Origin of the sequence: Agrobacterium albertimagni AOL15, assembly GCF_000300855.1 — a bacterium.
GTDB classification, from domain to species: Bacteria; Pseudomonadota; Alphaproteobacteria; order Rhizobiales; family Rhizobiaceae; genus Allorhizobium; species Allorhizobium albertimagni.
The window spans coordinates 273,867-299,680 of the sequence record NZ_ALJF01000010.1 but is presented as its reverse complement, the minus strand read 5'-3'; the positions used below and the strand labels follow the sequence as shown (position 1 = coordinate 299,680).

The window sequence follows — 25,814 nt, the reverse complement described above, 5'->3', positions numbered from 1 at the left end:
GAGCCAAACATGACCGAGCTGTCTCTTGTGAGCCAGGCTGCATTTCAGCCTGGCAATACGGCAGATATTGCCGATGCGCTGATGAATGCGTCCGGTATGCGGATCGAGATCGATCGGCGGCGCGGACGTGCGGCCGGGATCAATCCGGCCGGCCGGTTCGAGAGCCAGGAACGCGTCGCCTTCGATGACGGCTGGCACACGCTTGAGGACATGCCGCCCTTCAGGACCGAAGTTCAGGTCGAGAAGCCGCGCACGGTCATCACCCGCAACGATTCACCCGACATTCCCTTCGACCGGTCGATCAACCCCTATCGGGGCTGCGAGCACGGCTGCATCTACTGCTTTGCCCGGCCGACCCACAGCTATATGGGCCTGTCGGCAGGTCTCGACTTCGAGGCGAAGCTGTTTGCCAAGCCCGATGCGCCGCGCCTGTTGGAACGGGAACTGTCGAAGCCTGGCTACAAGGTGAAGCCGATCGCGATCGGCACCAACACCGATCCCTATCAGCCGATCGAGCGGGAATGGCGCATCATGCGACAGATCCTCGAGGTGCTGGACAAGGCGAACCACCCCGTGGTGATCGTGACGAAGTCGGCGCTCATCCTGCGTGATATCGACATCTTAAAGTCGATGGCCGAGCGCGGGCTGGTGAAAGTCGGCATCTCGGTGACCACACTGGATCGCAAGCTCGCACGCACGATGGAGCCCCGCGCCTCGACGCCGGCCAAGCGGCTGGAGGCGATCAAGACCCTGTCGGAGGCCGGCATTCCCGTGGCTGTAATGATGGCGCCTGTTATTCCGGCCCTCAACGACCACGAGATCGAGCGGATCCTCGACAGCGGCAAGGCCGCAGGTGCGACGGAGGCGAGTTATGTGCTGTTGCGCCTGCCGCTCGAAGTGAGCCCGCTGTTTCGCGACTGGCTGCTGCAGCATTACCCGGATCGCTATCGGCACGTGATGTCGCTGGTGCGTTCGATGCGCGACGGCAAGGATTACGATGCCGAATTCGGCAAGCGGATGAAGGGGGCAGGTCCCTATGCGTGGCAGATCAGCCGTCGCTTCGAGATGGCGACCAAGCGGCTCGGCCTGATGCGCCGTAGTCTGCATCTCAGGGAAGACCTGTTCATCTCACCCAATAGCGACGGCGTGCAACTGTCGCTGCTCTGATTTGGGTTTGTATTTGCATTCCGGTGCCGTTGTCCGCCGCCTCGCACCGGATGTAGTCCCTGGTAAGCCGCCCCCTTCGCCATGATCGCGATCGGGACCGGGGACTTGCAGGAGGTCGGGTGCGCGTGCGATTTCTGCCGCATGAAACGTCGCACGCCACCCGATTCTCCTGGCCTCTTTCCAGACATGCCGCTTGTCCCGGATTTCTCGCTGGAGAGCCGCGCCAAGCGTCAAGGCCTTTGGCCGGTGGCTGGGACGGACGAGGCCGGCCGCGGGCCTCTGGCAGGCCCTGTGGTCGCCGCAGCCGTGATCCTCGATCCGAAGCGGATCCCTGATGGGCTGAACGATTCCAAGAAGCTCTCCGCCGCCCAGCGCGAGGTGCTCTATGAGCGCATTCTTGCCGAAGCAACCGTTTCGATTGCCTCCTCTTCGCCCAAGCGTATCGATCTCATCGATATCCGCAAGGCGAGCCTCGATGCCATGCGCCGGGCCGTGGCCGGTCTCGACCACGAAGCCCGGCATGTGCTCGCCGACGGTCGCGACGTACCGCTCGGCCTCCTGTGTTCAGGGGAAGCGGTGGTGAAGGGTGACGCCCGATCGGTCTCGATCGCCGCCGCCTCTATCATCGCCAAGGTGATGCGGGACAGGATGATGGTGAGGGCGGGTGTCGTCTATCCTGGCTATGGTTTCGAAGTCCATGCCGGATATGGCACGGACCGCCACCGCAGCGCCATCGTGACGCACGGCCCCTGCCCCTTGCATCGGATGAGCTTCCGGCCGTTGAAAATCGCGGCGCCAGCGGACGAAAAAAATTTCTAAAATCCTTGTCGGCGCCTAGCCACGGTCTTGCCCGCGCATGTGCACCGCAGAGGCACAGCCGATCAAAGGTCGCCCCGCTTCACTCGACGACCATCGGCCGAACAAGAAAACGCCCCGAGCGGAAACCGATCGGGGCGTCAGAATGACGATGATGTCAGCGGTCGGCCGGCCTTAGTTCAGGCGCGACTTCACTTCCCCGACGGAGGCCCTGAACAGCGTCTGCTGCACGGCTTCGTCAGCCTTCTTCGCCAGAACCTTTTCGGCAGCGGCGATCGCCAGGTCGACGGCTGCGGCGCGAACGGCGTTCACGGCTTCAGTCTCGGCCTGCTTGATCTTCTGCTCGGAAAGCGCGTTGCGGCGCGCAACGAACTCTTCGGTCTTCTGCTTGGCTTCCGCGGTCAGGGCAGCGGCTTCGCGCTCGGCGGCAGCAACAATGGCTGCAGCCTCGGCTTCGGCTTCCTTACGCTTGCGCTGGTATTCGGCCAACAGGTGCTGGGCCTCTTCGCGCAGGCGCTTGGCTTCGGCCAGCTCGTCACGGATCTTGTCGGCGCGCTCGTCGAGAGCCTTGCCCATCATGCCCGGTACCTTCAGGTAGGCGAGCAGGACGAAGAAGAGAACGAGGGCAACGAGTGCGAAAAATGAAGCGTCCATGATGCTTACGCTCCCTGCTTGGCGACGCCGGAGACGGCGGCCTTGATGTCGGCTGCGGTCGACTTGGCGCCGATCAGTTCTTCGACGATCGTGCCAACGGTGTCGATGGCGATCGTGTCGACTTCAGCGAAAGCGCGCGCCTTGATATCGGCAATGCGGCTTTCGGCAGCAGCGATCTTGGCGGAGAGTTCCGTCTCAATCGAAGCACGCTCCGCATCGGCCTTGGCCTTGGATGCGTCACGAGCGGCAGAAGCGATCTGGCCGGCTTTCGCCTTGGCCGCGGTCAGCTCGCGCTCGTAGGTTTCGATGGCGGCATCGGCTTCGGACTTCAGACGAGCAGCCTCGTCGAGATCCTGAGCGATGCGGTCGTGGCGGTTCTCGAGAATGCCGCCAACGCGCGGAACGATGACCTTCTGCATGAGCATGTAGAACACGCTGAACGTGATCACCAGCCACAGAAGCTGCGACGGATAGGTCGAAAAATCGAACGGCGGGAACACGCCGCCGCCATGAGCCTCGTCGTGGGCCACGCCGGTCTCTGTGTGAAGCTGGCCTTCTGCCGGGGTTTCCTGGGCAAAGGCGGGGGTCACAAACATGCTCACCTCCAGGTGTATGCTCAAATGCGCGAGATCACGGCTGCCTTGTCGGCGCGCCGTGATCTCAAACTCCAGCCGTTATTAGACGGCGAACAGGAGAAGGAGAGCGATGAGCAGCGAGAAGATGCCCAGAGCTTCCGTAACGGCGAAGCCGAATACCAGACGGCCGAACTGGCTGTCAGCAGCAGACGGGTTGCGCAGTGCGCCGGTCAGGTAGTCACCGAAGATACGGCCGAGAGCGAGGGACGTACCAGCCATGCCGAGGCATGCGAGACCCGCGCCGATGTACTTTGCTGCTTCCGCTTCCATATGGATACTCCTTCGAATGGGTTGTTGCGGCTGTTTTTGACACCCGGGACACCGGGGCCAGCGACTTTATTCTCAGTGACCACCATGCACGGCGTCGTTCAGGTACATGCAAGTCAGTACCGCGAAGACGTAAGCCTGCAGGAAGGCAACGAGAAATTCGAGACCGGTCATGGCGACCGTCATGATGAGGGGCAGGATGGAGCCTGCGACGCCGACGGCGCCGGCAGCACTCATCGACACGACGAAGCCTGCAAAGACCTTGAGCGTGATGTGACCGGCCAGCATGTTGGCGAAGAGACGAACCGAAAGGCTGATCGGGCGCGACAGGAAGGACACGACCTCAATCGTCGAGACCAGCGGCAGGAGTGCCACCGGCACGCCAGACGGCGCAAAGATCGAGAGGAAGTGCAGTCCGTGCTTGTAGAAGCCGTAGATCAGGACCGTCAGGATCACGAACAGGGCCAGCGCGAAGGTCACGATGATCTGGCTGGTGATCGTGAAGAAGTAGGGGAACATGCCGAGCAGGTTTGCCGTCAGGACGAACATGAACAGCGAGAACACCATCGGGAAGAAGTGCATGCCCTTGGCGCCAGCACCTTCGCGCAGCATGGAGGCAATGAACTCATAGGCCATTTCGGCGACCGACTGCATGCGCGTCGGGATCAGGCCGCGATTGGCGGTCGAGAAGTAGAGGAAGCCCGACGCAGCGGCAACGGTTGCCACCATGAACAGGGATGCGTTGGTGAACGAAAAATCAATCCCGCCGATTTCGATCGGTACAATCGGCTTCACAAGGAACTGGGAAGTGGGATCGTTTGCCACGTTCTGCTCTTTCGCTTTCGCCGCCGAAGCGGTCATTCTCGTTTCCGGGCCGGCGCGTCAGCGACCGTTGCCCTTGTCGTCCAAGTCCAGTCTGCGATCCGCAGGATGTGGCGATGCCACGACCCCGACGACGCGCATGACGTTCAACACGCCGGCGCAGAAACCGATCATAAGCATGACGATCATGCCCCACGGCCCCGTGCCCACAAAGTAGTCGAAAAGATAACCCAGGAGGGCACCGACAATGATGGCGGAGATGAATTCGCTCGAGATTTTCATTGCCATACCATATCCCTTACGGGTCTGGTCGGCATTGATCTCGGCTCGCTCGTCGTCCTTGACCTTGGCATCCCGCTCAGCGAGTTCCGTGGTCAGCCGTCTGCGGCGCTCTTCCAGATCTTCTTCCCGGTGGTCCGTCATGGCTTTCTCCGACCGTCGCCTGTCTCAAGCGCCGTTTATGCGCCCGAATTGAATGCAGAAACGGCGAGATAGAACCCCTTCTGGCCCGCTTTGAAGTCGGGCGCACCATAATTTTGAGCCCCTGCATAGTCAAGGCGTGACAGCACCAAGTTTCACCACAAATTAACCCCGAAAAATCATAGACTTAAGTCCAAGATGCAGAATCGTCGCAGATGACGGACGACAAATCCGGTCAATCCGTCGCAACCATGGACCAGAATCTGCCACATTCACGGAGACGTGTGGCTCGGTTCATTGCAGGCCTTGGGCGGGCATGGCGTGACGATTGCGGAACGAGGACGGACATGGGAGGCTCCTGGGAGACGTCCTGCCCGGGGGGGAAGAGATGACGCGCTTTCTAGTCCGCATCCTGATCAGTGTCATCCTCGGCTGGATGATCGGCGTGCAGGCAGCATTCGCCTTCGGCCCGGAAGGCAATCTGACGCCAATGCTTTACATCTTCGTCACGGTACCACTCACCTATGCCTTGTCGTTCCTGATCGTGCCGCTGCTGTCGAACTGGCTCGACAGGCTGCGCTGAAGGGTTTTCAGCTCCAGCCGCCGCCATAGGTGCGATAGAAGATGTGCTTGCCGATCTTGTCCACGCGCTTCATCGTCGGGCCCCAGGCGGGCTTCACATAGGTCGCGTGGTAGTGGGTGGCGGAGCCGACATCCTTGAACCAGATCTTGCCGGCGGTGACGGCCATGGCAATTTCCTTGGCAATCTTCCAGTGGCGCGGAGACGTGACGATATCGGGGATGCGATCGCAGGCGAAGGAGAACTGGCAGCGATTCCGCCAATTTTCGTTCTGATAGACCACGCCGCAGATCGTGTCGGGATAATGCGGATTGCGCACCCGGTTGAGGATGACCTGGGCGACGGCAGCCTGGCCCTTCACCGATTCGCCGCGGGCTTCAAAGTAGATGCCTTCCGCCAGGCACTTCTGTTCCTTGTCGGAAAAGACGGCTGCCGGCAGCGGCGTGGCGGCCCAGGCGTGATCCTTCGGGTCGATATCGGGGATGAAACGGCCCTGGTCCTGTTGCTTGTCGGTCAGGATGCTGTCGAAGGGCGAAACGCTCGCATAGTCCGGAGCCGGCGGCGCATAGGCAGTCGCCAGCACATCAGGCACGGAATTAGTCACGAGATCTGCAATCATCGGCGACAGGGAGGGATCGGCGACCGGCTTTTCGCGCTTGAAATAGAAGCTTGCGAGTTCGACGGGCTTGGCCTTGTCTTCCTCGCGGGCAAAGACGGACGGTGTCTTGAGCTCCGGCTCCATGAGCGAGCTCGTCCGCTGCAAGATAGATCCGGCGGAGAAGGCGCGCGGCGGCAGCATGGGCTCGACGGCCATGACCCGGCCCTTCTTCTGATCGCGGGTGACACGCATTTCATCCGGCAACGAATCAGGATCGGCCTTGCCGCCATCGAAGGCGATGCGGCGACCGTCGGGCAGGATCAAGCCCGCACCACCGGACAGCGCCTCGGATGCCTCCCCTTCCGAAAAGGCGAGACTGGCTTCGTGGATCGAGCCGGCCGGCGTCGAGGTCATCACCATGCGCCAATTGCTGGCACCACGGTCGAGACCGGTCAACAGACCTGCCATATCGGCCTGGGCGGCGACGGTGGGGAAAATCAGCCAGGACGCGAGGCCGAAGACCAGGGGAGAGGTCCAATTCTCCAGTCGGGAGAGGACCTTCTTCGAAGGACGAAACTTGGGACGCAAGGCCACACTCCAACACACGCTGACACGGGTCCGACGCTTCGAACCCAAACAGGATTACATTAGAGGAATATCTCTCGTTAACCTTGATGCTTGGTTAATGCGCGATCACAGCTTTGGGAGCAGCGGGGCAAAAATGGCAGGACCGCCGGGCATGCCGACGGTCCTGAAGCTCATGGAGGAATGTTGGGCCGGTCAGATGATGACGTGTGATCCAAGCTCAATCACCCGGTTGGCCGGCAGGCGGAAATAGTCTGACGGGTCGGCCGCTGCCTCCGCAAGCGCGATGTAGAGCCGGTCCTGCCAGTGGGGCATGCCCATGCCCTGACCGGCGACCAGCTTGCGACGGCCGAGATAGAAGGAGGTCGACATGATGTCGAACTTCAACCCGCCACGGCGCAGGCTCGCCAGCGTCTTCGAGACGTTCTGCGTTTCCATGAAGCCGAAGCGGATCTCGACCCGCGAGAAACGTTCGGACAATTCCTCGACCGCAAACCGATCCACCTCGGCGATACGGGGGCGTCCGAGCGTGCGGATCGTCAGGATGATGTTGCGCTCGTGGATGACATGGTTGTGCTTCAGATTGTGCATCAAGGCGGCCGGCGCACAGGTCGGGTCGCTGGTCAGGAAGATGGCCGTGCCGGCGACGCAGGTCGGGCCGTGTTCGCCCTTCTTCTCGATCATGGCGATGAAGGCTTCAAGCGGGACATCGTCGCGGCGGGTCTTCTGGAAGAGGATCGCCGTGCCGCGGCGCCAGGTCCACATGACCACGGTGAAGGCTGCGGCGAAGAGGACCGGTATGTAGCCGCCATCATGGATCTTCAGAAGGTTCGCGCCGAGGAAGACCAATTCGAGAAGGAGTAACGGGGTCAGCACCGCGGCCGCGAGCGCCAGGCTCCAGTTCCATCTCTTGCGAACGAATTCGAAAGCCATGACGGTCGTCACCACCATGGCACCGGTCACCGAGATGCCGTAGGCGGTCGCGAGCGCCTCCGAGCTTTCGAAGAGCAGAACCAGCGAGAGCACGCCGACGAGCAGAAGCGTGTTGACCGAGGGCAGATAGATCTGGCCGCTCTGGGTTTCGGAGGTGAAGAGGATCTGCATGCGCGGCAGGAAGCCGAGGTGGATCGCCTGGCGGACCAGCGAGAACGCGCCGGTGATCACGGCCTGGCTGGCGATGATGGTTGCGAAGGTTGCCAGAATCACGATCGGCAGGAGCGCCCAGGACGGAAACATCAGGAAGAAAGGATCCGAGGCCGTGGAGGGATCGCTGAGGACCAGAGCCCCCTGCCCAAGATAGTTCAGGACGAGCGCCGGAAAGACCAGCGCGAACCAGGCGAGCTGGATCGGCTTGCGGCCGAAATGGCCGAGGTCGGCATAGAGCGCTTCCGCACCCGTGACCGTCAAGAAGACCGCGCCAAGCACGATGATGCCGAGGAAGCCTTCGCGCAGCAGGAAGCTCACCGCATACCAGGGATTGAAGGCTGAGAAGATGCCGATGTCATCGAAGATATGCATGATGCCGCCGGCTGCCATGACGATGAACCAGACCGCCGTGATCGGCCCGAAGAAGCGCGCGACGGCCCCCGTTCCGCGTGACTGGACCGCAAAGAGGCCAATCAGGATCGCGAGCGAGATCGGCACGATGTAATCGGACATATCGGGCGCGACGAGCTTCAGGCCTTCGACGGCCGACAAGACCGAGAGCGCCGGCGTTATCATGGAATCGCCGAGAAAGAGGGCAGCACCAATCAGGCCCAGCACCATCAGGACCGGACCGTGGCCGTTGGCCGTCTTCGAAAGCAGCGCCAGAAGCGAGAGGGTTCCGCCTTCGCCGTCATTGTCGGCCCGCAAGAGGAAGAGGACGTACTTGAGCGTGACGATGATCGTCAGCGACCAGATCATCAGCGAGACGAGGCCGATGATTTCGACGCGGGTAATGCCGTCGACACCGATCGGCTTCAGGGCCTCGCGGAAGGCATAGAGCGGGCTGGTGCCGATGTCGCCGTAGACGACACCGACCGAACCGAGGGCGAGAAGAAAAAGACTGCGTGCATCCTTCGGACCAGCCGAGGGCTGGTGATCGATTTGTTGCATGAGGTACCAGGCTCTTTAGAGCCAGCCTTTCCAACGGAAAAACAAGAAGGGGATGATGGCGGAAAGCAGCATGGCGAAAAGCGCCATGGGGTATCCGAAGTTCCATGCGAGTTCCGGCATGACTTCAAAGTTCATGCCGTAGATCGACGCGACAAGAGTCGGCGGCAGGAAGACCACCGAGGCGATCGAGAAGATCTTGATGATGGCATTCTGCTCGACATTGATGAGGCCGAGCGAGGCATCGAGCATGAAGGTGATGTTGTTGCCGACGAAGGCTGCGTGCTCGCCGAGCGACTGAATGTCCCGCGCGACGATGATGTAGAGTTCGGCTGCGTCTTCCTCGCGCCGGACGACCGGCTGCGCCTGCAGGAAAATGACGAGGCGCGACAGGGAGACGAGGCTGTCGCGCAGCTTGCTGACCATCTGGTGATGGCCGGCAATATCGAGGAGCTTGTCTTCGAGAAAGCGCGGCGGGCGGCGCTTGGCCGCCTTGCGATTGACGAACACCGTGATCGACAAGGCATCGAGCCTCGAAGCCAGTGTTTCCAGGATCTCGGCAGTGCGATCGACGATCGTCTCGAGCAAGTGGCCAAAAAGCTTGGCGCCCGTATCGCACTGACCGTTCAGCCGCAGGAGGCTGGCGCTGAACAGAGCGAAGGATTTCGGCTCGGCATAGCGGATGGTGATCAGCCGTCCGCGATGGAGGATGAAGGCGACGTCGGTGAGCAGCGGATAGGTGGAGTCGGTCCGATAGATCAGCGAGGCGGTCATGTAGATCGCCTCGTGCTCGACATACAGGCGGCTGGAGGGCTCGATGTCCTTCAGCTCTTCCGGCGTCGGAAGTGGAATGCCGATCAACCTCTCGACGAGGTGCTCTTCCCCGAGGGTCGGCTTGATCAGGTCGATCCAGATGATGTCTTCAGAAAATTCGCCGGGTGCCGGCTCCGTGTCGATGATTTCGACACTTCCGTCTCTTCGATAGGCCCTGATCAAGGACTGGTCACCTTCATGGCATGCCGCGCGGTTTGAAGTTCCGGAGACAATCATAGACCCGGAACGAAAACCAAAGCAATTGCCGCAGCACAGCAATGCAGCCAGCGCAGGACTGGCCCCGGAAAAACCGGGGTCACCGGCCTTGGATCGATCGATTTATTCGAAGACGATCGCCGGGGCTGCGCGGCCGGAACGGGCTTTGACCTGCTCCCAGGCCTTGGTCGCGATGTCGCGGTAGATCTTCGCCTGCGGCCCGTCGGGCTCGCTCACCACAACAGGCGTTCCGGCATCCGAGGTCTCGCGGATCGAGATGGTGAGCGGCACTTCGCCGAGGAAGGGCACGCCGATCTTTTCGGCCTCGGCCCGCGCGCCACCATGACCGAAAATATCGTAACGGTTTCCGGTGTCGGGCGCGATGAAGTAGCTCATGTTCTCGACGATGCCGAGGACCGGCACTTCGACCTTGTTGAACATGTTGAGGCCCTTGCGCGCGTCGATGAGGGCAAGGTCCTGCGGGGTAGAGACGATGACCGCTCCCGAAAGCGGCACCTGCTGCGCCATGGTCAGCTGCGCGTCACCGGTGCCCGGCGGCATGTCGACGACCAGCACGTCGAGATCGCCCCAGGCGACTTCGCGCAGCATCTGCATCAGGGCGGACTGGACCATCGGACCACGCCAGATCATCGCGGTCCCTTCATCGACGAGGAAGCCCATCGACATGACCTTGATGCCGTAATTTTCCATGGGAACGATGATGCGGTTCTCGATCTGCTGCGGGCGCCCGGAAATGCCGAGAAGGCGCGGCATGGAAGGGCCGTAGACATCGGCGTCGAGAATGCCGACGCGCAGACCGTTTGCCTTCATCGCGAGAGCCAGGTTGACCGCTGTGGTCGATTTGCCGACGCCACCCTTGCCGGAGGCGACCGCGATGATGGCTTCGATGCCGGGGACGCCGGCCTTTGTGCGCTGAGGTCCGCTCTGCGCCGGGCCATGACTGTGGCCGTGGCTGTGGGCGGGCGCTGCAGGCTGCGGGCGTGGCGGCGGCGGGGTGGAGCCCTGCTTGCGCTCGGCGGTCAGGCTGACCACCGCACCGTTCACACCGGGCAAGGCCTTTACCGTCCGCTCTGCAGCCTGACGCAGCGGTTCCAGTTCCTGGGCGCGCTCGGCCGGCACATTGATGGAGAAATAAACCTTGCCGTCAGAGATGAAGACATCCGAGACCATGCCGAGGTCGACTATATTGCCATCGAGATCCGGTCCGCGGATACCCTTCAGTGCCTCAATCACCCGATCACGCGACAGTTCGGCCATGTCCATCTTCTTTCGCTTACGTCTCTTACGTCTGCGAAATCAGATAATGGAGCGGGAGACATTCGCCAACAGCAAATGCGGCGTGGGGCTGCGACCTTTGCGGCCAAGACAGACAAGCCGCCTGCGGAGAGCACCCCCCGCGGCGGCTTGTCAGGCTGCACCCTTTTACGGGTGTCGTGCAACGTCCCCTCTGGACTGACACTAGCAATGCAGAAAGCGTGCCAGTCTCGAAAAGACCGAATATCAGGCCGCGGAGCGGGCCACGTGCGCCACTTCATGGAGATTGTGCCGGGAAACTAGGCTGACATGATGCGTGGCGCACAAAAATGCACCAGCGTTTACCTTTACTTGATCAAGCCGAGCCTGAGAGCCTTGGCGACGGCCTGGGTGCGGTTCACCGCATCCAGCTTTTTCGTCGCGCGGTTCAGGTAGTGGTTAATCGTGTGCTCGGAGAGCGTCAGGATTTCCGCGATCTCGACGCTGGTCTTGCCGGCCGCCGTCCAGTTGAGGCAGTCGAGCTCGCGTTCGGTCAGCATGTCGCTGTTGCGGCTGTCCATCTCGCGGATTTCAGCGAGGCGATTGAAGACATGCGTCGCGATATAGGCGAGTTCCATCATCTCGAGCGCGTTGAAAGGCTCGCGGTCGCCAATGAATGAGACGGCGCCCCGCGCACCCGTTGCATCATGGACGGGGAAATAGGATCCGCGGTTCATGCGGAAGCGGGTGAACAGCGCCTTCGAGACCTCGCCGGATTTGGAATCACGCTGCAGCGCCACGTCATCGATGTCGAAGCGCAAAGGGATCGACGAGCGGCGCAGATGGGCCAGCACGGGGCTACCCGACAAAAGAGAAATCTGATCGAACTCGGTCAGGAGATCGGACGGCCAGTTGGTGATGATCGAACTGCTGCCGAGTTCCTGCGCTGTGGCGCCCGGCATATTGAGCACCATGAAGGCACGGGCGCCGTAAAGCTCCGTCACACGTTTCATGAAGCGGAAGACGTCGAACTGCGTCTTGAAACCCTTCACGTCAGTGATCAGACCTTCGACCCGCTCTGCGGCTGCCATGTCCTGGTTCGCCATCACACACCCGTCCATACCGGGTCACCGGTCGTGATTATCGAGGAGATTGTCCAAGACGTATACGTCAACTGCTACAACACCTGCCATTGGCTGCGGATCGAAGGCGTGGCGAAACCTGGCTTCAGCCGATCCTTTGATCTCGCCTGCTCCCGTGTCGGAGACCTTGCGATAAGAATGCTTGAAGGACACCCAAAGGCGATATCAATGCCGAATCTGTTCCCTTGGGTTGCCGGAGCATAGACTTGTAAAGCGCCGAGGGTCCAGATACCCCATAAATTTTACCGTAAACCCCTGTTTGCGACCTTAGTCGCACGGCAGAGATAGACGAAATCGACAAGGAGGATGAGCGTGATCGCGACAGAGAGCTTCACCGGCAGGACGCTAACCGAAGAGCGTATGGAACTGGGAGAGGGTCCGACTTACGATCCGACGACCGGCGCGCTGTTCTGGTTCGATATCCTCGGCAAGACGCTGTGCGAACTCGATGTTGCCGGCGGCCGTCTGACCAGGCATGCCCTGCCCTTCCTCGGCAGCGTGCTGGCCATCATCGACGAGACGCGGCAGCTGATTGCGTCCGACCTGGGGCTCTTCCTGCGCGATACGATGAGCGGCACCCTATCGCCCTATGCGAAGATCGAGGACAAGCCGCAGAACCGATCCAATGACGGGCGCATGCATCCGAGCGGCGCCTTGTGGATCGGGACGATGAGCCGGACGGCGGATAACGGTGCCGGCGCCATCTACCATGTCGCCGGAACGACCGTGACCAAGCTCTTTGACGCCGTCAGCATTCCGAACGGCATCTGCTTCTCGCCGGACGGGTCTGTCGGTTACTTCAACGATTCGAAGGTCAACCACATGATGCGGGTCGAACTCGATGCCGCGACCGGTCTTCCCGTTGCCGCTCCGACCGTGTTCATCGATCAGTCTCAGCGCCAGGGCGTCATCGACGGATCGGTGGTCGATCTCGAAGGTACGATCTGGAATGCCAATTGGGATGGCGGCGCTGTGGATCGCTATGCGCCCGACGGTCGGCATATCGCCCGCTACGCGGCGCCGATGCGCCGCCCGACCTGCCCGGCATTTTACGGCGCCAATCTCGATCGGCTGGCCGTGACCTCCTGTTGGGAAGGCCTAAGCGACGCGGAACGGTCCGAGGACACGTTTGCGGGCGTGACCTTCGATCTTGGCGTAAGCGTCAAGGGCAAAGCCGAGCCGCGCTTCAAACTCTGAGTTTCTGGATTGACGGGGCGGGGCCGAAAGCGGCCCCGCAAACTGCGTTCGGCGCATTTTGTTCCTGCAACCCCCTCAAAATATTCAGGACTTCGCCGGCGGAACGATCGGGGCCGCCGGACATTTTCCTCTCGAACCGACGCCGCCCAGCACTTCAGCAAGGGCAGTGTCAGTCGCAGACCATCTCAGAGGAAAGGTAGGTCCACCATGAACAAGTCTCTCAAGACCCTCGCCGCAGCCATGCTGCTCGGTTCCACCGCAATGGCCCCGTTTGCCGTCGCTCAGGACGCAACCCCGGGTGCAACGACGACGCCGCCGGCCACTATGGACGGCACCACGACGACGCCTGCTCCGGTCACCCCGGGCGCTTCGACGGACGGCACGATGGGCACCACTGCCCAGGCTCCCGCTGACGCTGCCGGCTCGGCCACCTATCTGACGGAACAGGCTGAAAACCAGATCTCGGTCAACGATTTCATGGGCCAGCCGATCTACACCTCCGACAACCAGTCGATCGGTGACATCAACGACCTGCTCGTGCAGGAAGACGGTGGTATCGTCGCGGCAGTCGTCGGCGTAGGTGGCTTCCTCGGCATCGGCCAGAAGAACGTTGCCATCCCGTTCGACAACATCACCATCACCCGCGAAATGGATGATGCGACCATGACCGGCACGGGCGATGCAGCCACGACCACCACCACGACTGAGGCCGTCGCTGACGCAGAAGTCCGCCTGGTGACCACGGAAACGGCTGACAGCCTGCGCAACGCTCCGGAGTTCCGTACTCTGGAAGACCAGGCTGCAGACGCTGGTAACACGGGCACAATGGCTCCGACCGACGGCACCACCACCTCGTCGACGGATAACTAATCCCGGAACGTGGGACGTGTTAAGGTCCTAAGGGGCGGCGCTTCGGCGCCGCCTTTTGCTGTTTGTCCTAGAGCAGGCTGCAGTAGCGCAGGGCATCATAGATGGCCGCATGGACGTTGCGGCTTTCGACGGCATCCCCGATGCGCACGAGGTCGAAGCGTGCCGCCTCATCCTTGATCGGCAGCGGATCGCGTCTCTCGATCAGCGCGGCATAGTCCACAGCGCCCCGATTGCGCGAGAGCGGCTTGAGTTCCAGATAAAGATCGGCATTGGCCATGGTGCCGTGCTCCACGACCACCTGGGCGACGCGTCGCTCCACCCGCACATCCGAGAAATCCGAACCGAGTGTCGCGAGCAAAGCATTGCCGTCACGGCGGACGCCCACCAGCTTGGTGTTGATCGTGACCCGGACATTGTTTTCAGCGAAGGTCTTGGCATAGGGCACATGGTTCATGCCGCCCATCTCTGGCGCGAAGAAGCGTTCCGGTGAGACGACTTCGAGTTCGACGCCGGCATTGGCGATGATTTCCGCCGCACTCATGCCGGGATGGCCACCATTGTCGTCGTAGAGAAGAACCGGCCCCTCGGGTTTCACGCTGCCGGCGAGGATATCCCAGCTGGAGACAACGAGATCATCGCCCGCCTCCAGTTCCGGCGACTGGGCGATGCCGCCGGTGGCGATGACAACCAGATCGGGATCGAAGCCAAGCACGTCGTCGACACCGGCATAGGTGTCGTAGTGGATGCTCACCCCCAGCCGCTCCAGTTCCGCCAGACGCCAATCGACAATGCCGACCATTTCCTTGCGGCGCGGACTGCGGGTCAGCAGGTTCACCTGACCGCCCGCCCGGCTCGACGCTTCCAGTACCTCGACATGATGGCCGCGTTCGGCGAGCACGCGCGCGGCTTCCAGGCCTGCCGGCCCTGCCCCAACCACCACCGCCTTGCGTGGCTTTTCCGCCTTTGGCAGATCATGCGGGATCAGTGCCTCGCGACTGGTCGCGGCATTGTGGATGCAAAGCGCCTCGCCGCCTTCATAGATGCGGTCGAGACAATAGGTAGCGCCGACACAGGGGCGGATCTGGTGCTCCCGGCCCTCGATGATTTTTCTGACGATATGCGGATCGGCGATATGGGCGCGGGTCATGCCGACCATGTCGAGCTTGCCCTCGGCAATCGCGTGGCGGGCGGTTGCGACATCAGCGATACGAGCGGCATGGAAGACCGGGAATTTCGTCGCCGCCCTGATATCACCGGCGAAATCGAGATGCGGCGAGGCCGCCATGCCCTGGATGGGGATCACGTCGTTCAGCGAGGCGTCGTGCTCGATGTGCCCCCTGATAATGTTGAGGAAGTCGATCTTGCCGCCGGATGCGAAACGCTTGGCGATCTCGACGCCTTCGTCGCGGGAAAGCCCCTTGTCCCAATCCTCGTCGGCGACCATGCGGATACCGACGATGAAATCCGGGCCGACGGCCTTTCTGACGGCCGATATCACCAAGTTGGAGAAGCGCATGCGGTTGTCGAGAGAGCCGCCAAATTCATCGTCGCGCCTATTCGTGGCAGGCGACCAGAAGCTGTCCATCAGGTGGCCATAGGCCTCGAACTCGATCCCATCGAGACCGGCTTCCTGCATGCGGGCAGCGGCCGTCGCATAGTCTTCGACGATGCGCTCGATGTCCCAATCCTCGATTTCCTTGGGGAAGTGCCGGTGGGCCGGCTCGCGGATCGGCGAAGGCGCCAGCACCGGCAGCCAGTCACCCTTGTTCCAATTGGTGCGTCGACCGAGATGGGTGAGCTGGATCATGACGGCGCAGCCGTGCTCGTGGCAGTCGTCGGTCAAGCGCTTCAGATGCGGGACGATCTCGTCCTTCCAGGCGAGCAGATTGCCGAAGGCGGGCGGGCTGTCGCGGCTGACACTCGCTGACCCCGCCGTCATGGTGAGCGCGATGCCGCCTCTCGCCTTTTCGACGTGGTAGAGCCGGTAGCGCTCGGTCGGCATTCCCGCTTCCGAATAGGCCGGCTCATGCGCCGTCGACATGATGCGGTTCTTCAGCATCAGGTGCTTCAGCTGGAAGGGCTGGAGAAGGGGATCGTTGGGACGGTCAAGCATGGTGGATACCACCCTCTGCCCTGCCGAGGATCTCCTCCTCCTCAAGGGCAGGGCCATCGAATATGGGACAAGCCCCCCTCTGGCCTGCCGGCCATCTCCCCCACACGGGGGGAGACTGGCTGAGCCGCCGGCCCGTTGAACCCCTCTGGCGTTGGAAAGGAAGTGGCAAACGCGGCGCTCCATTCTCCCCCCTTGTGGGGGAGATGTCACGCAGTGACAGAGGGGGGGGTCCCATGGGCTTATCGTCTCTCAATACCAGGCATCCGGCTTGGCGCGCTTTGTGCGATCCACATAGTCTAGAAGCGCCTCATCGATGGCGATGTCCAAAGGCGGCGCTTCGTATTCGGCGAGCGTCTTTTTCCAGCGGGCATTGGCACGCGTCGCCATATCGGTCGAGCCGGCTTCCGACCACTTTTCGAAGGGTTCGTTATCCGATAGGGCCGAATCCCAGAAAGCGGTCTGGTAGTTGCGCATCGTATGGGCCGAGCCCAAGAAGTGACTGCCCGGCCCGACCTCTTCGAAGGCATCCATGGCGAGTGTGTTGTCGTCGACCACGACACCGGCGAGATAGGAATGGAGCGCGCCGCAGAAATCGGTGTCCATGACGAACTTCTCGTAGGACATGGCGAGCAATCCATCGACGAAACCTGCCGAATGCAGGATGAAATTTGCACCGCAATGTACGGCCGAGAGCATCGACATCACACCTTCCTGCATGGCCTGTGCATCCGGCAACTTGGAATTGGAGAAGTTTCCGGCGCAGCGCAGCGGCAATTTCAGCCGCCGGGCGAGTTGGCCGATCACCATGGAGCCGATCGCCGGTTCCGGCGTGCCGAAGGTCGGCGACCCCGAGCGCAGAGACATTGAGGAGAGGAAGTTGCCGAAGATGACCGGCGCGCCCTTGCTTTCCAGCTGGGTGAGCGCGCAGCCGGCCATGGTTTCGGCCAGCGACTGGGCGATTGCGCCGGCATTGGTGACCGGGCCCATGGCACCACCAAGAATGAAAGGCACGATGACGGCCGCCTGGTTGGCCCGTGCATAGGCGCGCAGAGCCTTTGTCATCGTGCCGTCCCAGACAAGCGGCGAGTTGACGTTGACATTGCCGAGGATGACGCAGTTCCGGTCGACGAAATCCGCACCGAAGAGGATGCGGGCCATTTCGATCGATTCCTCGGCGCGGTCCTCTGCCGTCACCGAGCCCATGAACGGGCGGTCGGAATATTTCATATGGCTGTAGACCATGTCGAGATGGCGCTTGTTGACGGGCACATCGACCGGTTCGCAAATCGTGCCGCCGGAATGGTGCAGCCAGGGCGAGGACTGGGCAAGCTTGATCAGATTGCGGAAGTCCTCGATCGTGCCGTAGCGGCGGCCCCTGTCGAGGTCCATGACGAAGGGCGAGCCATAGGCCGGCGAGAAGACGACCGCATTGCCGCCGATCTCGACATTGTTTACCGGGTTGCGGGCGTGCTGGATGAAGACTGCCGGGGCCGAGGCGAGGATCTCGCGCAGCATGCCCTTGGGGAACCGCACGCGCAGCCCATCCATCTCGGCACCGGCCTTGCGCCAGAGCTCCAGCGCTGCAGGATCGTCGCGAAACTCGATGCCGATTTCGGCGAGGATCCGATCGGCGACTGCCTCGATGCGTTCGAGATTTTCCTCCGACAGAATGTCATAGGTCGGGATGTTGCGCCTGATATAAGGCACCACGAGCGGCGAGACCAAGGCTCCCCCTCGCCGAGCCGAACGCTGCCTGCGCGTGCCCGGGTTTTCCACAAGTGCCTGATCCATGACGCTTCCCCTCGTTTTCTCAGAGGCTAGTTCAGGGCAAAGCGGCTGTGACGCTGGAAAATTGCTGGAGATGCGATAAGCTCAGCTTATGACTACATTTCGCAGCCTCATCCCCTCGGCCAATGCGCTGGTGATCTTCGAAGCCGCGGGTCGACACGAAAACTTCACTCGGGCGGCCGAAGAGCTCGGCATGTCGCAGGTGGCAGTCTCCTATGCCATCCGTGGTCTCGAACAGCAGCTCGGCACGCAGCTCTTCGAGCGGCAGCATCGGGCAGCCAAACTGACGGAGGTTGGCGAGCGGTTTCATGCCGATGTCTCTGCCGGTCTGTCTCGCATCGGCCGGGCGGCGGAAGAAATCCGGATGAAGGGCCGCGAGGTGAATGTGACGCTCGCGGCCTCGACTGCCTTTGCTTCAATGTGGATGCTGCCGCGACTTTCCGCCCTAAGGGACGATCTTCCCGACATCGACCTCAGGATCCAGACCAGCGTGCGGGATCTCGATCTCGACGAGGAGGATATTCCGCTCGGGGTGCGCGGTGGCAACCCCGAGGACTGGCCGCATTACTATTCAGCTGAACTGGCGCCGGAGATCGTCACCGCCGTGGCGAGCCCCGCCTTTGTCGAGGCGAACGGCTTGCCTGATAGTCCCGAAGCGATCGCCCGGCACCGGCTGATCTGGCTGGAAGAGCCGGTGCGCCAAGCCTGCAGCTGGCCGGAGTGGTTTGCCTCGGCTGGCATCGACTACCGGCCAACGGGGCGGCGACTGGCGATCAACGACTATGTGCTCGTGATCCAGGCGGTGCTGGCTGGGCAGGGCATTTCGCTCGGCTGGCGGCATCTGGTCGAGCGGCTGATCGACCAGGGGCAACTCGTGGAAGTCGGTGGACATGCGCTTAGGACCGGCCAGGCCTTCCATGTCGTCTGGCCGCGGTCCCGCGAACTCAGCGCGGCTGCGACACGGGTGCGCGACTGGCTGCTGAGCCAAACCTGAGGGACAAGAGGATCAGGCCGAGGCGCGGTCGACGAGCGCGAAGTCGTGATGGTTCTCGGCGAGATAACGCAAGGTGGCTGCCGCATCGACCGGCTTGCCGAAGTAATAACCCTGCCCCATGCCGCAACCGAGTTCGCGCAGCTTCTGGGCTTCTGCATCTGTCTCGATGCCTTCGGCGACGACCTCGAGATCGAGGCCCTCGCACATGCTGACGATCGCCTTGATGATGTGTTCCGAGGTGCGGTCAGTGGTGATGGCCGAGACGAAGGCGCGGTCGATCTTCACCTTGTCGAATGTGAATTCGCGCAGACGGCCGAGGCTCGACTGGCCAGTGCCGAAATCGTCGAGCGAAATGCGGATGCCGGCGTCCTTCAATTCCTTGATGATGCGCCGTGCAGTATCGGCCGAGGACATGACCGCCGTCTCGGTGATTTCGAGTTCGAGGCGGCGCGGGTCGAAGCCGACGCTGTTGAGGATCGACAGCGTATTGAACGAGGTCCGGAGATCCATCAGCTGGACCGAGGAGAGATTGAAGGACAGGAAGAGATCGCGCGGCCAAGCGAGTGTCGCTTCGGCTGCCTTGCGCAGAAGCGTCTCAGAGAGAGTGTCGATGAAGCCGCGCTCTTCGGCAAGCGGCACGAAGACGGCCGGCGAGACGAAGCCGAGATCCGGATCGATCCAGCGGGCGAGCGCCTCGAAGCCGACGATGCGGTTGTCGCGCAGCCGGACGATCGGCTGGAAATGCACATCGACCGTATCGTTGATGATGGCGTTGCGCAGCGCCTGCTCGAGCTGTGTCGCCTGTTTCATCTCCTGGGCGATCTCGCGGGAATAGACGGTGATCTGGCCACGGCCGCGGCGCTTGGAGCGGTAGAGCGCCGTCTCGGCACTCTTCATCAGTTCCTCGAAATCCTCGCCGGCAAAGGGATAGACGGCAAAACCGAGGGAGGCGGAGAGGCGCACATTGCGGTCGCCCAGATCATAGGGCGCCGAGAGAACGTCCTTGATCAGCTGGCCGGCGCGCTCGGCGCCGAGGCGCTCGAAAACGAGCGGAAGGATGATGGCGAACTCATCACCATCGTGTCGCGTGACAGTCGCGCCATCCGGTACACAAGCCTTCAGGCGATGGGCGACTTGGCAGAGGATTTCGTCGCCAGCGGCCTGGCCGAACAGGTCGTTGATCGGCTTGAAGCCGTCGAGATTGACGATGCCGACGGTGAAAGGGGCAGGATCAGACGCGCGGTCGGCGGCAAGCTGCCGCACCTTGTCGCCCAGCCGATAGCGGTTGCCAAGGCCGGTCAAGCGATCGGTGTAGCCTGTCGTCTTCTGGTCGCTCTGGCGGTGCTGCTCAGGGCCTAGTCCGGCGGGACCCATTCATGCTTCCTGGTACGGTTCTCTCACACGTCCCAGAATGGGTCTAAAACATTAAAATTATCATATCGATGCATGGAAAGCGGCGACCATGGGCACCCCAAAAATCGGGGTCTGGATCAGGCCGTGGACGCCAGTCTTGCGATATCGGGAACGAGGCGGCGAATGGCCTGATCGACGACATCAGGGCTTAGCGGCTTCAGGATGACGTCGTTCATGCCCGATGCGAAGCAGGCTTCGCGGTCGCGATCGAAGGCCTGGGCGAGAACACCGATGATCGGCGTCGAGAGCCGGGCATCCTCCGATGACTGGCGGATGCGGCGGGCCGCCTCGAAGCCGTTCAGACCCGGCAGCGTTACATCCATCAGCACGATCGCCGGCTTTAGCTCGGTGCAGAGGCTTACCGCCGTCTCGCCGTCGGCGCAGATGCGATAGGCATAACCCAGGCCCTCGAGGATCTGCGAAAAGACGATCTGGTTGATCTCATTGTCTTCGGCGACGAGAACCAGAGAGGGCTGGCGTGGCGGTGCTGGCTTGACCGGGACTGCTGCGGCTTGCTCCGCCGTCCGCATGATCACGGCGGGCTCCGGCGCTGCCGGAACGTCCTCCGTGGTGATTTCCCAGTCATCTGCCGGAGATGGCCGTGCCTGCAGCGCGGTCAAACGGTCGAGCACGGTAAAGGCGAGATCCGTGGCGATCTCGTTTTCGGCCAGTGTCAGGTAATCGATGTCGACGGCCTGAAGCAGCTCCAGGCACTGCATGTCGAGGTCGACATCGACGATGGCGAGGTCGATGACCACACCCACCGAGCGGGCGACGGACAGGAATGCGTCGAGTTCGTCGTCGTTGCGGACGCAGCAGCTGTCGAGACCGAGGAGCTGCAGGATCTCCAGCGCTCTCGCCTCGAATTCGCGATCGCCGGTGATGAGCAATGCCTTGCGGCCGATCAACCGTCCGTCGACCGCCGCATATCCACCGCCCTCGTCCTGCCTCGTCTCAGGTACTTCGACCGGAGGAGACTGCAGGTCAGCGCCACTGCCGACTTCGCCGAGGCTCGCGACGATCAGATAGCGGCCAGGCGTTCCGACCCGCTGGACATGCGCGAGGATCGGTCGCGGCGGGTCTCCGTAGAGACGCATGGGCAGGGTCAGAGAGGATGTGACACCGGTTTCCAGCACCTGACGGGACACCGTCGTGAGGCGCTGGGCGACCTCTGCCTCGAACAAGGGGGCGATCGTCCCGCCCAGTGCGTTGTCCGCGCCGACGGAAATGGCCGAGCAGAAGACCTTGTTGACCGCGACCAGCTGAAGGTTGCGGTCCTGCACAAAAACAGGGTGGGCCAGATTGTCGAGAATCTCCTCCGTCAGCTGGACGCGCTCGATATCGGCACGCCACTGCTCTTCCCGGCGCTTCTGCTCGGTGATGTCGCTCATGACGCAGAAACCGAAACCGGACGGCAGGCGACGCTTGGAAAAGCGGGTCCAACGCTTACCGTCGTCGCAGGACTGGATTTCGTAGCGTTCCTTCCAGTGGGCGGCGATCTGGCGGGTCAGCCATTCTTCGCGGCTGAGCGCCGCTTCCGCCTGGCCGCTCGCCGCGTGGCGCAGACCAAGGTCATAGGCGGCGCCAAGAACGTCTCTCAGGCGCGTGCCGGGCGCGAAGAAGGAGGCCGGCAGCGGCAGGAACTGGCGGGCGCTGCGGCTGGCAAAGATCAGATGATCGTTGCGATCATAGACGATGAAGGCGGAGGAGAAGGCTTCGGACACCGCATCCAGCAGGGCAGCGTCGAGCGCAGCTTCGGCCGACGGATTGTCGTGCCCCTGCCGTCTCTTATCCTGGCCGGGGGCCGGTGGAAACTCGCTCACACTGCTGCCTCTTGGAACCTCGTTGCTGAACGCAACAAGACTTTTGTGGGGCTGATGCCATGACGGAGACATGCCGAACCATGCTTCTGGCGGGAACCCACACGAGAGACACCGCGGCTGTGTCCTCATTCCGCTGCCAGCGGACCTGCGCTCAGAGACATTGCAAGTCATTGTTCAGATTAGAGACATTCCGTTAAGACCCACTTAATGATGGGCATCGTCTCTGCCGTTGCGATTTCGTCTTTCGCCGCCGCCCCGAATCCGCGAAAATAGACAGATGATCATCAAGCAGCTCTCCGAAACGCTCATCAACCAGATCGCCGCTGGCGAGGTCATCGAAAGACCGGCCAGTGCGGCGAAGGAATTGATAGAGAACGCAATCGACGCCGGCGCTACCCGGATCGAGGTGGCGACAGCTGGCGGCGGCAAGACGCTTTTGCGCGTCATCGACAATGGCTGCGGCATGGGGCCGGAAGATCTGGCGCTCGCCATTCGCCGGCATTGCACGTCGAAGCTCAGCGAAACCTTGTTCGACATCCGCTCGCTCGGCTTCCGGGGCGAGGCCCTGCCCTCGATCGGATCGGTCGCCAAGCTGACGATCACCAGCCGCCCGGTGGGTGCCGACAGCGGCGCGGAGATCGCTGTGGTCGGCGGCAAAGTGGGGGACGTGCGCCCAGCGGCGGCCAATCCCGGAACGACGGTCGAGGTGCGCGACCTGTTCTTCGCGACACCGGCGCGGCTGAAGTTCATGAAGACGGAAAAGGCGGAAGCCGGCGCGATCACCGAGATCGTCAAACGCATGGCGATCGCCTTTCCGGCGATCCGCTTCGTGCTGTCAGGCACCGACCGCTCGACGCTCGAATTTCCCGGCACCGGCGACGATCATCTGGCGCGAATTGCCCAGATACTGGGCGCCGATTTCAAGGACAATGCCATCGAACTCGATGCCGAGCGCGAGGATGTGCGGCTCACAGGCTTTGCCGGCGTGCCAACCTTCAACCGGGGCAATTCCGCCCATCAATATGCCTTCGTCAACGGACGGCCGGTGCAGGACAAGCAGATCCTGTCAGCCATCCGCGGCGCCTATGCCGAGACCATTCCACAGGGACGTTATCCGGTGGCGGTGCTCTCACTGACGCTCGATCCGGCGCTTGTCGACGTCAATGTGCATCCGGCGAAATCGGACGTGCGTTTCCGTGACCCGGCCCTGGTGCGCGGGCTGATCGTCGGTGCTATCCGGCAATCGCTGCAGCGCGAGGGCGACCGGGCAGCAACGACGGGCGCCGGCGGCATGCTGCGGGCCTTCCGTCCGGGCTTCTCGCCGCAGCCGGCACAGGCGTGGTCACCGGCCAGTTCGCCGTCGCGGCCTCTCTATGGTGGGGCGCCAAGCTATGGCGGCGGGTTTGCGGCAGCGGCAGTGCCAGCTGCGCGCGGTTTTGGCGAGGCAGCGCAGGCGGCCTTCGACAGCCTCTCCGTGCCGACCTCCCGCAGCGAACCGGTCGTGATCGACCCTGCCCCCGCAAGCGCCTCTGTCGAAGCGATCTCGAACTATCCGCTGGGTGCCGCCAGGGCGCAGGTGCATGCCAATTATATCGTGGCGCAGACGGATGACGGGCTTGTCATCGTCGACCAGCATGCCGCCCATGAGCGGCTGGTCTTCGAGCAGATGCGCAAGGCCTTGACGGGACGCCGCCTCCCCTCGCAGGGGCTGCTCATCCCCGAGATCGTCGACCTGCCGGAAGAGGATTGCGACCGCCTGATGACCCATGCGGAGAGCCTGGAACAGCTGGGGCTTGCGATCGAACGCTTCGGTCCAGGCGCGATTGCGGTTCGCGAAACACCGGCAATGCTCGGCGAGATGGATGCGACGCAGCTCGTGCGTGACCTTGCCGACGAGATTGCCGAATGGGACACAGCCGACCGGCTGTCAGCCAAGCTCGAACATGTCGCGGCGACCATGGCCTGCCATGGTTCGGTGCGATCAGGCCGGCGGCTTCGGGTCGAGGAAATGAATGCGCTTCTGCGCCAGATGGAGCAGACGCCGGGCTCCGGCCAATGCAATCATGGGCGGCCTACCTATGTGGAGCTCAAGCTCTCTGATATCGAACGGCTGTTCGGACGCAGCTGAGCCGCCAGATGGTGGGTTTTAGGGCGAGCCATCTTTCAATCGCCCGGAGGGCGCTGTATTGCAGTTCCGTGACACGCGGCGCAGGAGAAGAGTGATGAACCGTTTCGAAGGCGGCGGAAACCGCGAAGCCAAGATCCGCTATCTCGATGCCGATTTCCAGATCCTGACACCGGGAACCTTCGTCACCTGCGCGATCACCGGTCGTCCGGTGCTGGTCGACGAGCTGAAATACTGGAGCGTCGCCCGACAGGAAGCCTATGTGGATGCGGCAGCCTCGCTCGAAGCCGAAAAGCGCGCAGGCGCCCTGCCCAACCAGCGGCGCTAGCTTCACGCCTTCTTGTCGAGACGCCTGCGGCGGCAGGCCTCGATGGCCCGGTCGATGATCAGGTCCGGCGCCTTCGGGTCGTCGAAGAGCATGTCGACATCGATGACCCTCGATTTTTCCCGAAGCTCTTCCGAACGTCCATGACCGCCCGACAGGCGGACGCTGTCCTTGGCCGTCGTGACGAGTTGCAGGCCCGGCTTTTCGGCGCGGCTGATCAGATCGGATATCTCGTCCTCGGCGAGGTGATGGTGATCGGGGAAATCCTGACGATCGGCGATGACGGCGCCGAGTTCGTCCAAGGTCCGGTAAAACTTGTTGGGGTCGGCGATCCCTGCGTAAGCGAGCACTGACTGACCGGAAAGCTCTGAGCCGGTGCTCGGCACGACATTGGCGACCAGGACCGGCTTGCCGCTGCGGGATGCCTTGCGGACGAACTGGTCGGCGGCATCGCCCTTGCCGACCTTCAGGATCGCATCGAGGTGGCGCATCTGGATGCCGATCGGGGCGCGGACCGGCCCTGCGGGCACGACCCAGCCATTGCCGATGCCGCGCTGGCTGTCGATGACGATCAGGGCGTAGTCGACCGTGAGGCGCGCACTCTGGAAACCGTCATCCATGATGATGAGATCGGCACCCTCGGCCACCAGCTTCTCGGCCCCGGCGACCCGCCGACGGGAGATAACCGTCAGCGCTTCGCGGGCGAGCAGCAAGGGCTCGTCACCCACGGCGGTCGAACGATGATGATGCGGGTCGACGACGGTCGTGACATCGAGAGAGCCGCCGTAGCCACGGCTTAGAAAACCAGGCTTCAGTCCCCGCGCCTTCGCGGCTCTGGCGATTGCGATCGCGGTCGGGGTCTTGCCGGCGCCGCCGACGGTGAAGTTTCCGACACAGATGACGGGGACGGATAAGGCATGCCTGCGGCGGTGGCGCATGACGGCACCGGAAATGCGGCCATAGGCGAAGGAGAGCGGATAGAGGCAGATCGCCTGCCAGCCGGTCTTGGTCCACCAGAAAGGCGGTGCCTCGGATACCATTCTTGTCCCTGTCGTGACCTCAGCGTCCCGCGGACGCCTTCCCATCGGCGCAACAAGAACCAT

General features: G+C 62.3%; 23 protein-coding genes. 8 read left to right on the top strand and 15 right to left on the bottom strand.

Annotation, left to right across the window (positions count from 1 at the left end):
* Window positions 1–9 precede the first annotated feature (9 nt).
* Entirely contained in the window at window positions 10–1,167 is a 1,158-nt protein-coding gene (locus QWE_RS13215; RefSeq protein ID WP_006726639.1) for a PA0069 family radical SAM protein, read from the top strand.
* A 141-nt stretch (window positions 1,168–1,308) separates the two neighbouring features.
* Window positions 1,309–1,986: a ribonuclease HII gene (locus tag QWE_RS13210; RefSeq protein ID WP_040300128.1), complete on the top strand. Its 678-nt coding sequence runs from the start codon at window positions 1,309–1,311 to the stop codon at window positions 1,984–1,986.
* 171 nt (window positions 1,987–2,157) lie between these two features.
* Here QWE_RS13210 and QWE_RS13205 read toward each other — a convergent pair whose 3' ends face one another.
* From QWE_RS13205 to QWE_RS13185, 5 genes are all read right to left on the bottom strand, one after another.
* Window positions 2,158–2,637, bottom strand: coding sequence for a F0F1 ATP synthase subunit B (locus tag QWE_RS13205; RefSeq protein WP_006726637.1), 480 nt, complete (start codon window positions 2,635–2,637; stop codon window positions 2,158–2,160).
* A gap of 5 nt (window positions 2,638–2,642) precedes the next feature.
* Entirely contained in the window at window positions 2,643–3,233 is a 591-nt protein-coding gene (locus tag QWE_RS13200; RefSeq protein ID WP_006726636.1) for a F0F1 ATP synthase subunit B, read from the bottom strand.
* A gap of 81 nt (window positions 3,234–3,314) precedes the next feature.
* On the bottom strand, window positions 3,315–3,542 hold the full coding sequence (locus QWE_RS13195) for a F0F1 ATP synthase subunit C (protein ID WP_006726635.1): 228 nt from the start codon (window positions 3,540–3,542) through the stop codon (window positions 3,315–3,317).
* Window positions 3,543–3,614: 72 nt separating this feature from the next.
* The gene (locus tag QWE_RS13190) at window positions 3,615–4,364 is read right to left on the bottom strand and encodes a F0F1 ATP synthase subunit A (RefSeq protein ID WP_006726634.1); all 750 of its coding nucleotides are present in this window, start codon (window positions 4,362–4,364) and stop codon (window positions 3,615–3,617) included.
* Between the two features lie 57 nt (window positions 4,365–4,421).
* A complete protein-coding gene (locus QWE_RS13185; protein ID WP_006726633.1) occupies window positions 4,422–4,784 on the bottom strand; it encodes an AtpZ/AtpI family protein in 363 nt (120 codons plus the stop codon).
* Between the two features lie 385 nt (window positions 4,785–5,169).
* Between QWE_RS13185 and QWE_RS13180 the strand changes: the two genes are divergently transcribed.
* Window positions 5,170–5,364, top strand: a complete 195-nt coding sequence (locus QWE_RS13180) for a hypothetical protein (RefSeq protein WP_006726632.1) — start codon at window positions 5,170–5,172, stop codon at window positions 5,362–5,364.
* Between the two features lie 7 nt (window positions 5,365–5,371).
* Here the strand turns inward: QWE_RS13180 and QWE_RS13175 are convergent, their stop codons facing one another.
* From QWE_RS13175 to QWE_RS13155, 5 genes are all read right to left on the bottom strand, one after another.
* A complete protein-coding gene (locus QWE_RS13175) occupies window positions 5,372–6,547 on the bottom strand; it encodes a cell wall hydrolase (RefSeq protein WP_006726631.1) in 1,176 nt (391 codons plus the stop codon).
* Window positions 6,548–6,739: 192 nt separating this feature from the next.
* Window positions 6,740–8,641: a potassium transporter Kup gene (locus QWE_RS13170; RefSeq protein ID WP_006726630.1), complete on the bottom strand. Its 1,902-nt coding sequence runs from the start codon at window positions 8,639–8,641 to the stop codon at window positions 6,740–6,742.
* A 15-nt stretch (window positions 8,642–8,656) separates the two neighbouring features.
* Window positions 8,657–9,634 carry a magnesium transporter CorA family protein gene (locus QWE_RS13165; protein WP_006726629.1) on the bottom strand — a complete coding sequence of 326 codons (978 nt, stop codon included), beginning with the start codon at window positions 9,632–9,634 and terminating at the stop codon, window positions 8,657–8,659.
* A 156-nt stretch (window positions 9,635–9,790) separates the two neighbouring features.
* Window positions 9,791–10,945 (bottom strand): iron-sulfur cluster carrier protein ApbC, encoded by a 1,155-nt coding sequence (gene apbC, locus QWE_RS13160; protein WP_006726628.1) that lies wholly within the window; start codon window positions 10,943–10,945, stop codon window positions 9,791–9,793.
* A gap of 344 nt (window positions 10,946–11,289) precedes the next feature.
* Window positions 11,290–12,027 (bottom strand): helix-turn-helix transcriptional regulator, encoded by a 738-nt coding sequence (locus QWE_RS13155; protein WP_006726627.1) that lies wholly within the window; start codon window positions 12,025–12,027, stop codon window positions 11,290–11,292.
* Between the two features lie 342 nt (window positions 12,028–12,369).
* Between QWE_RS13155 and QWE_RS13150 the strand changes: the two genes are divergently transcribed.
* Both QWE_RS13150 and QWE_RS13145 read left to right on the top strand, forming a co-directional pair.
* The gene (locus QWE_RS13150; RefSeq protein WP_006726626.1) at window positions 12,370–13,260 is read left to right on the top strand and encodes an SMP-30/gluconolactonase/LRE family protein; all 891 of its coding nucleotides are present in this window, start codon (window positions 12,370–12,372) and stop codon (window positions 13,258–13,260) included.
* A 207-nt stretch (window positions 13,261–13,467) separates the two neighbouring features.
* Complete coding sequence (locus QWE_RS13145) at window positions 13,468–14,130, top strand: PRC-barrel domain-containing protein (RefSeq protein WP_006726625.1); 663 nt, start codon at window positions 13,468–13,470, stop codon at window positions 14,128–14,130.
* Between the two features lie 67 nt (window positions 14,131–14,197).
* Here QWE_RS13145 and QWE_RS13140 read toward each other — a convergent pair whose 3' ends face one another.
* On the bottom strand, window positions 14,198–16,243 hold the full coding sequence (locus QWE_RS13140; RefSeq protein WP_006726624.1) for an NADH:flavin oxidoreductase: 2,046 nt from the start codon (window positions 16,241–16,243) through the stop codon (window positions 14,198–14,200).
* Between the two features lie 249 nt (window positions 16,244–16,492).
* Window positions 16,493–18,034, bottom strand: coding sequence for a trimethylamine methyltransferase family protein (locus QWE_RS13135; protein WP_006726623.1), 1,542 nt, complete (start codon window positions 18,032–18,034; stop codon window positions 16,493–16,495).
* Window positions 18,035–18,122: 88 nt separating this feature from the next.
* Here QWE_RS13135 and QWE_RS13130 point away from each other — a divergent pair, with 88 nt between their 5' ends.
* Window positions 18,123–19,025: a LysR substrate-binding domain-containing protein gene (locus QWE_RS13130; RefSeq protein ID WP_006726622.1), complete on the top strand. Its 903-nt coding sequence runs from the start codon at window positions 18,123–18,125 to the stop codon at window positions 19,023–19,025.
* A gap of 12 nt (window positions 19,026–19,037) precedes the next feature.
* Here the strand turns inward: QWE_RS13130 and QWE_RS13125 are convergent, their stop codons facing one another.
* Window positions 19,038–20,399 carry a putative bifunctional diguanylate cyclase/phosphodiesterase gene (locus QWE_RS13125; RefSeq protein ID WP_006726621.1) on the bottom strand — a complete coding sequence of 454 codons (1,362 nt, stop codon included), beginning with the start codon at window positions 20,397–20,399 and terminating at the stop codon, window positions 19,038–19,040.
* A gap of 116 nt (window positions 20,400–20,515) precedes the next feature.
* Entirely contained in the window at window positions 20,516–22,261 is a 1,746-nt protein-coding gene (locus QWE_RS13120; RefSeq protein WP_006726620.1) for a response regulator, read from the bottom strand.
* A 277-nt stretch (window positions 22,262–22,538) separates the two neighbouring features.
* Here QWE_RS13120 and mutL point away from each other — a divergent pair, with 277 nt between their 5' ends.
* Complete coding sequence (gene mutL / locus QWE_RS13115; protein WP_006726619.1) at window positions 22,539–24,389, top strand: DNA mismatch repair endonuclease MutL; 1,851 nt, start codon at window positions 22,539–22,541, stop codon at window positions 24,387–24,389.
* A 94-nt stretch (window positions 24,390–24,483) separates the two neighbouring features.
* Window positions 24,484–24,714 carry a DUF2093 domain-containing protein gene (locus QWE_RS13110; protein ID WP_006726618.1) on the top strand — a complete coding sequence of 77 codons (231 nt, stop codon included), beginning with the start codon at window positions 24,484–24,486 and terminating at the stop codon, window positions 24,712–24,714.
* A gap of 2 nt (window positions 24,715–24,716) precedes the next feature.
* On the opposite strand, the gene lpxK is transcribed toward QWE_RS13110, so the two are convergent.
* Entirely contained in the window at window positions 24,717–25,751 is a 1,035-nt protein-coding gene (gene lpxK, locus QWE_RS13105; RefSeq protein ID WP_006726617.1) for a tetraacyldisaccharide 4'-kinase, read from the bottom strand.
* Window positions 25,752–25,814: the final 63 nt, after the last annotated feature.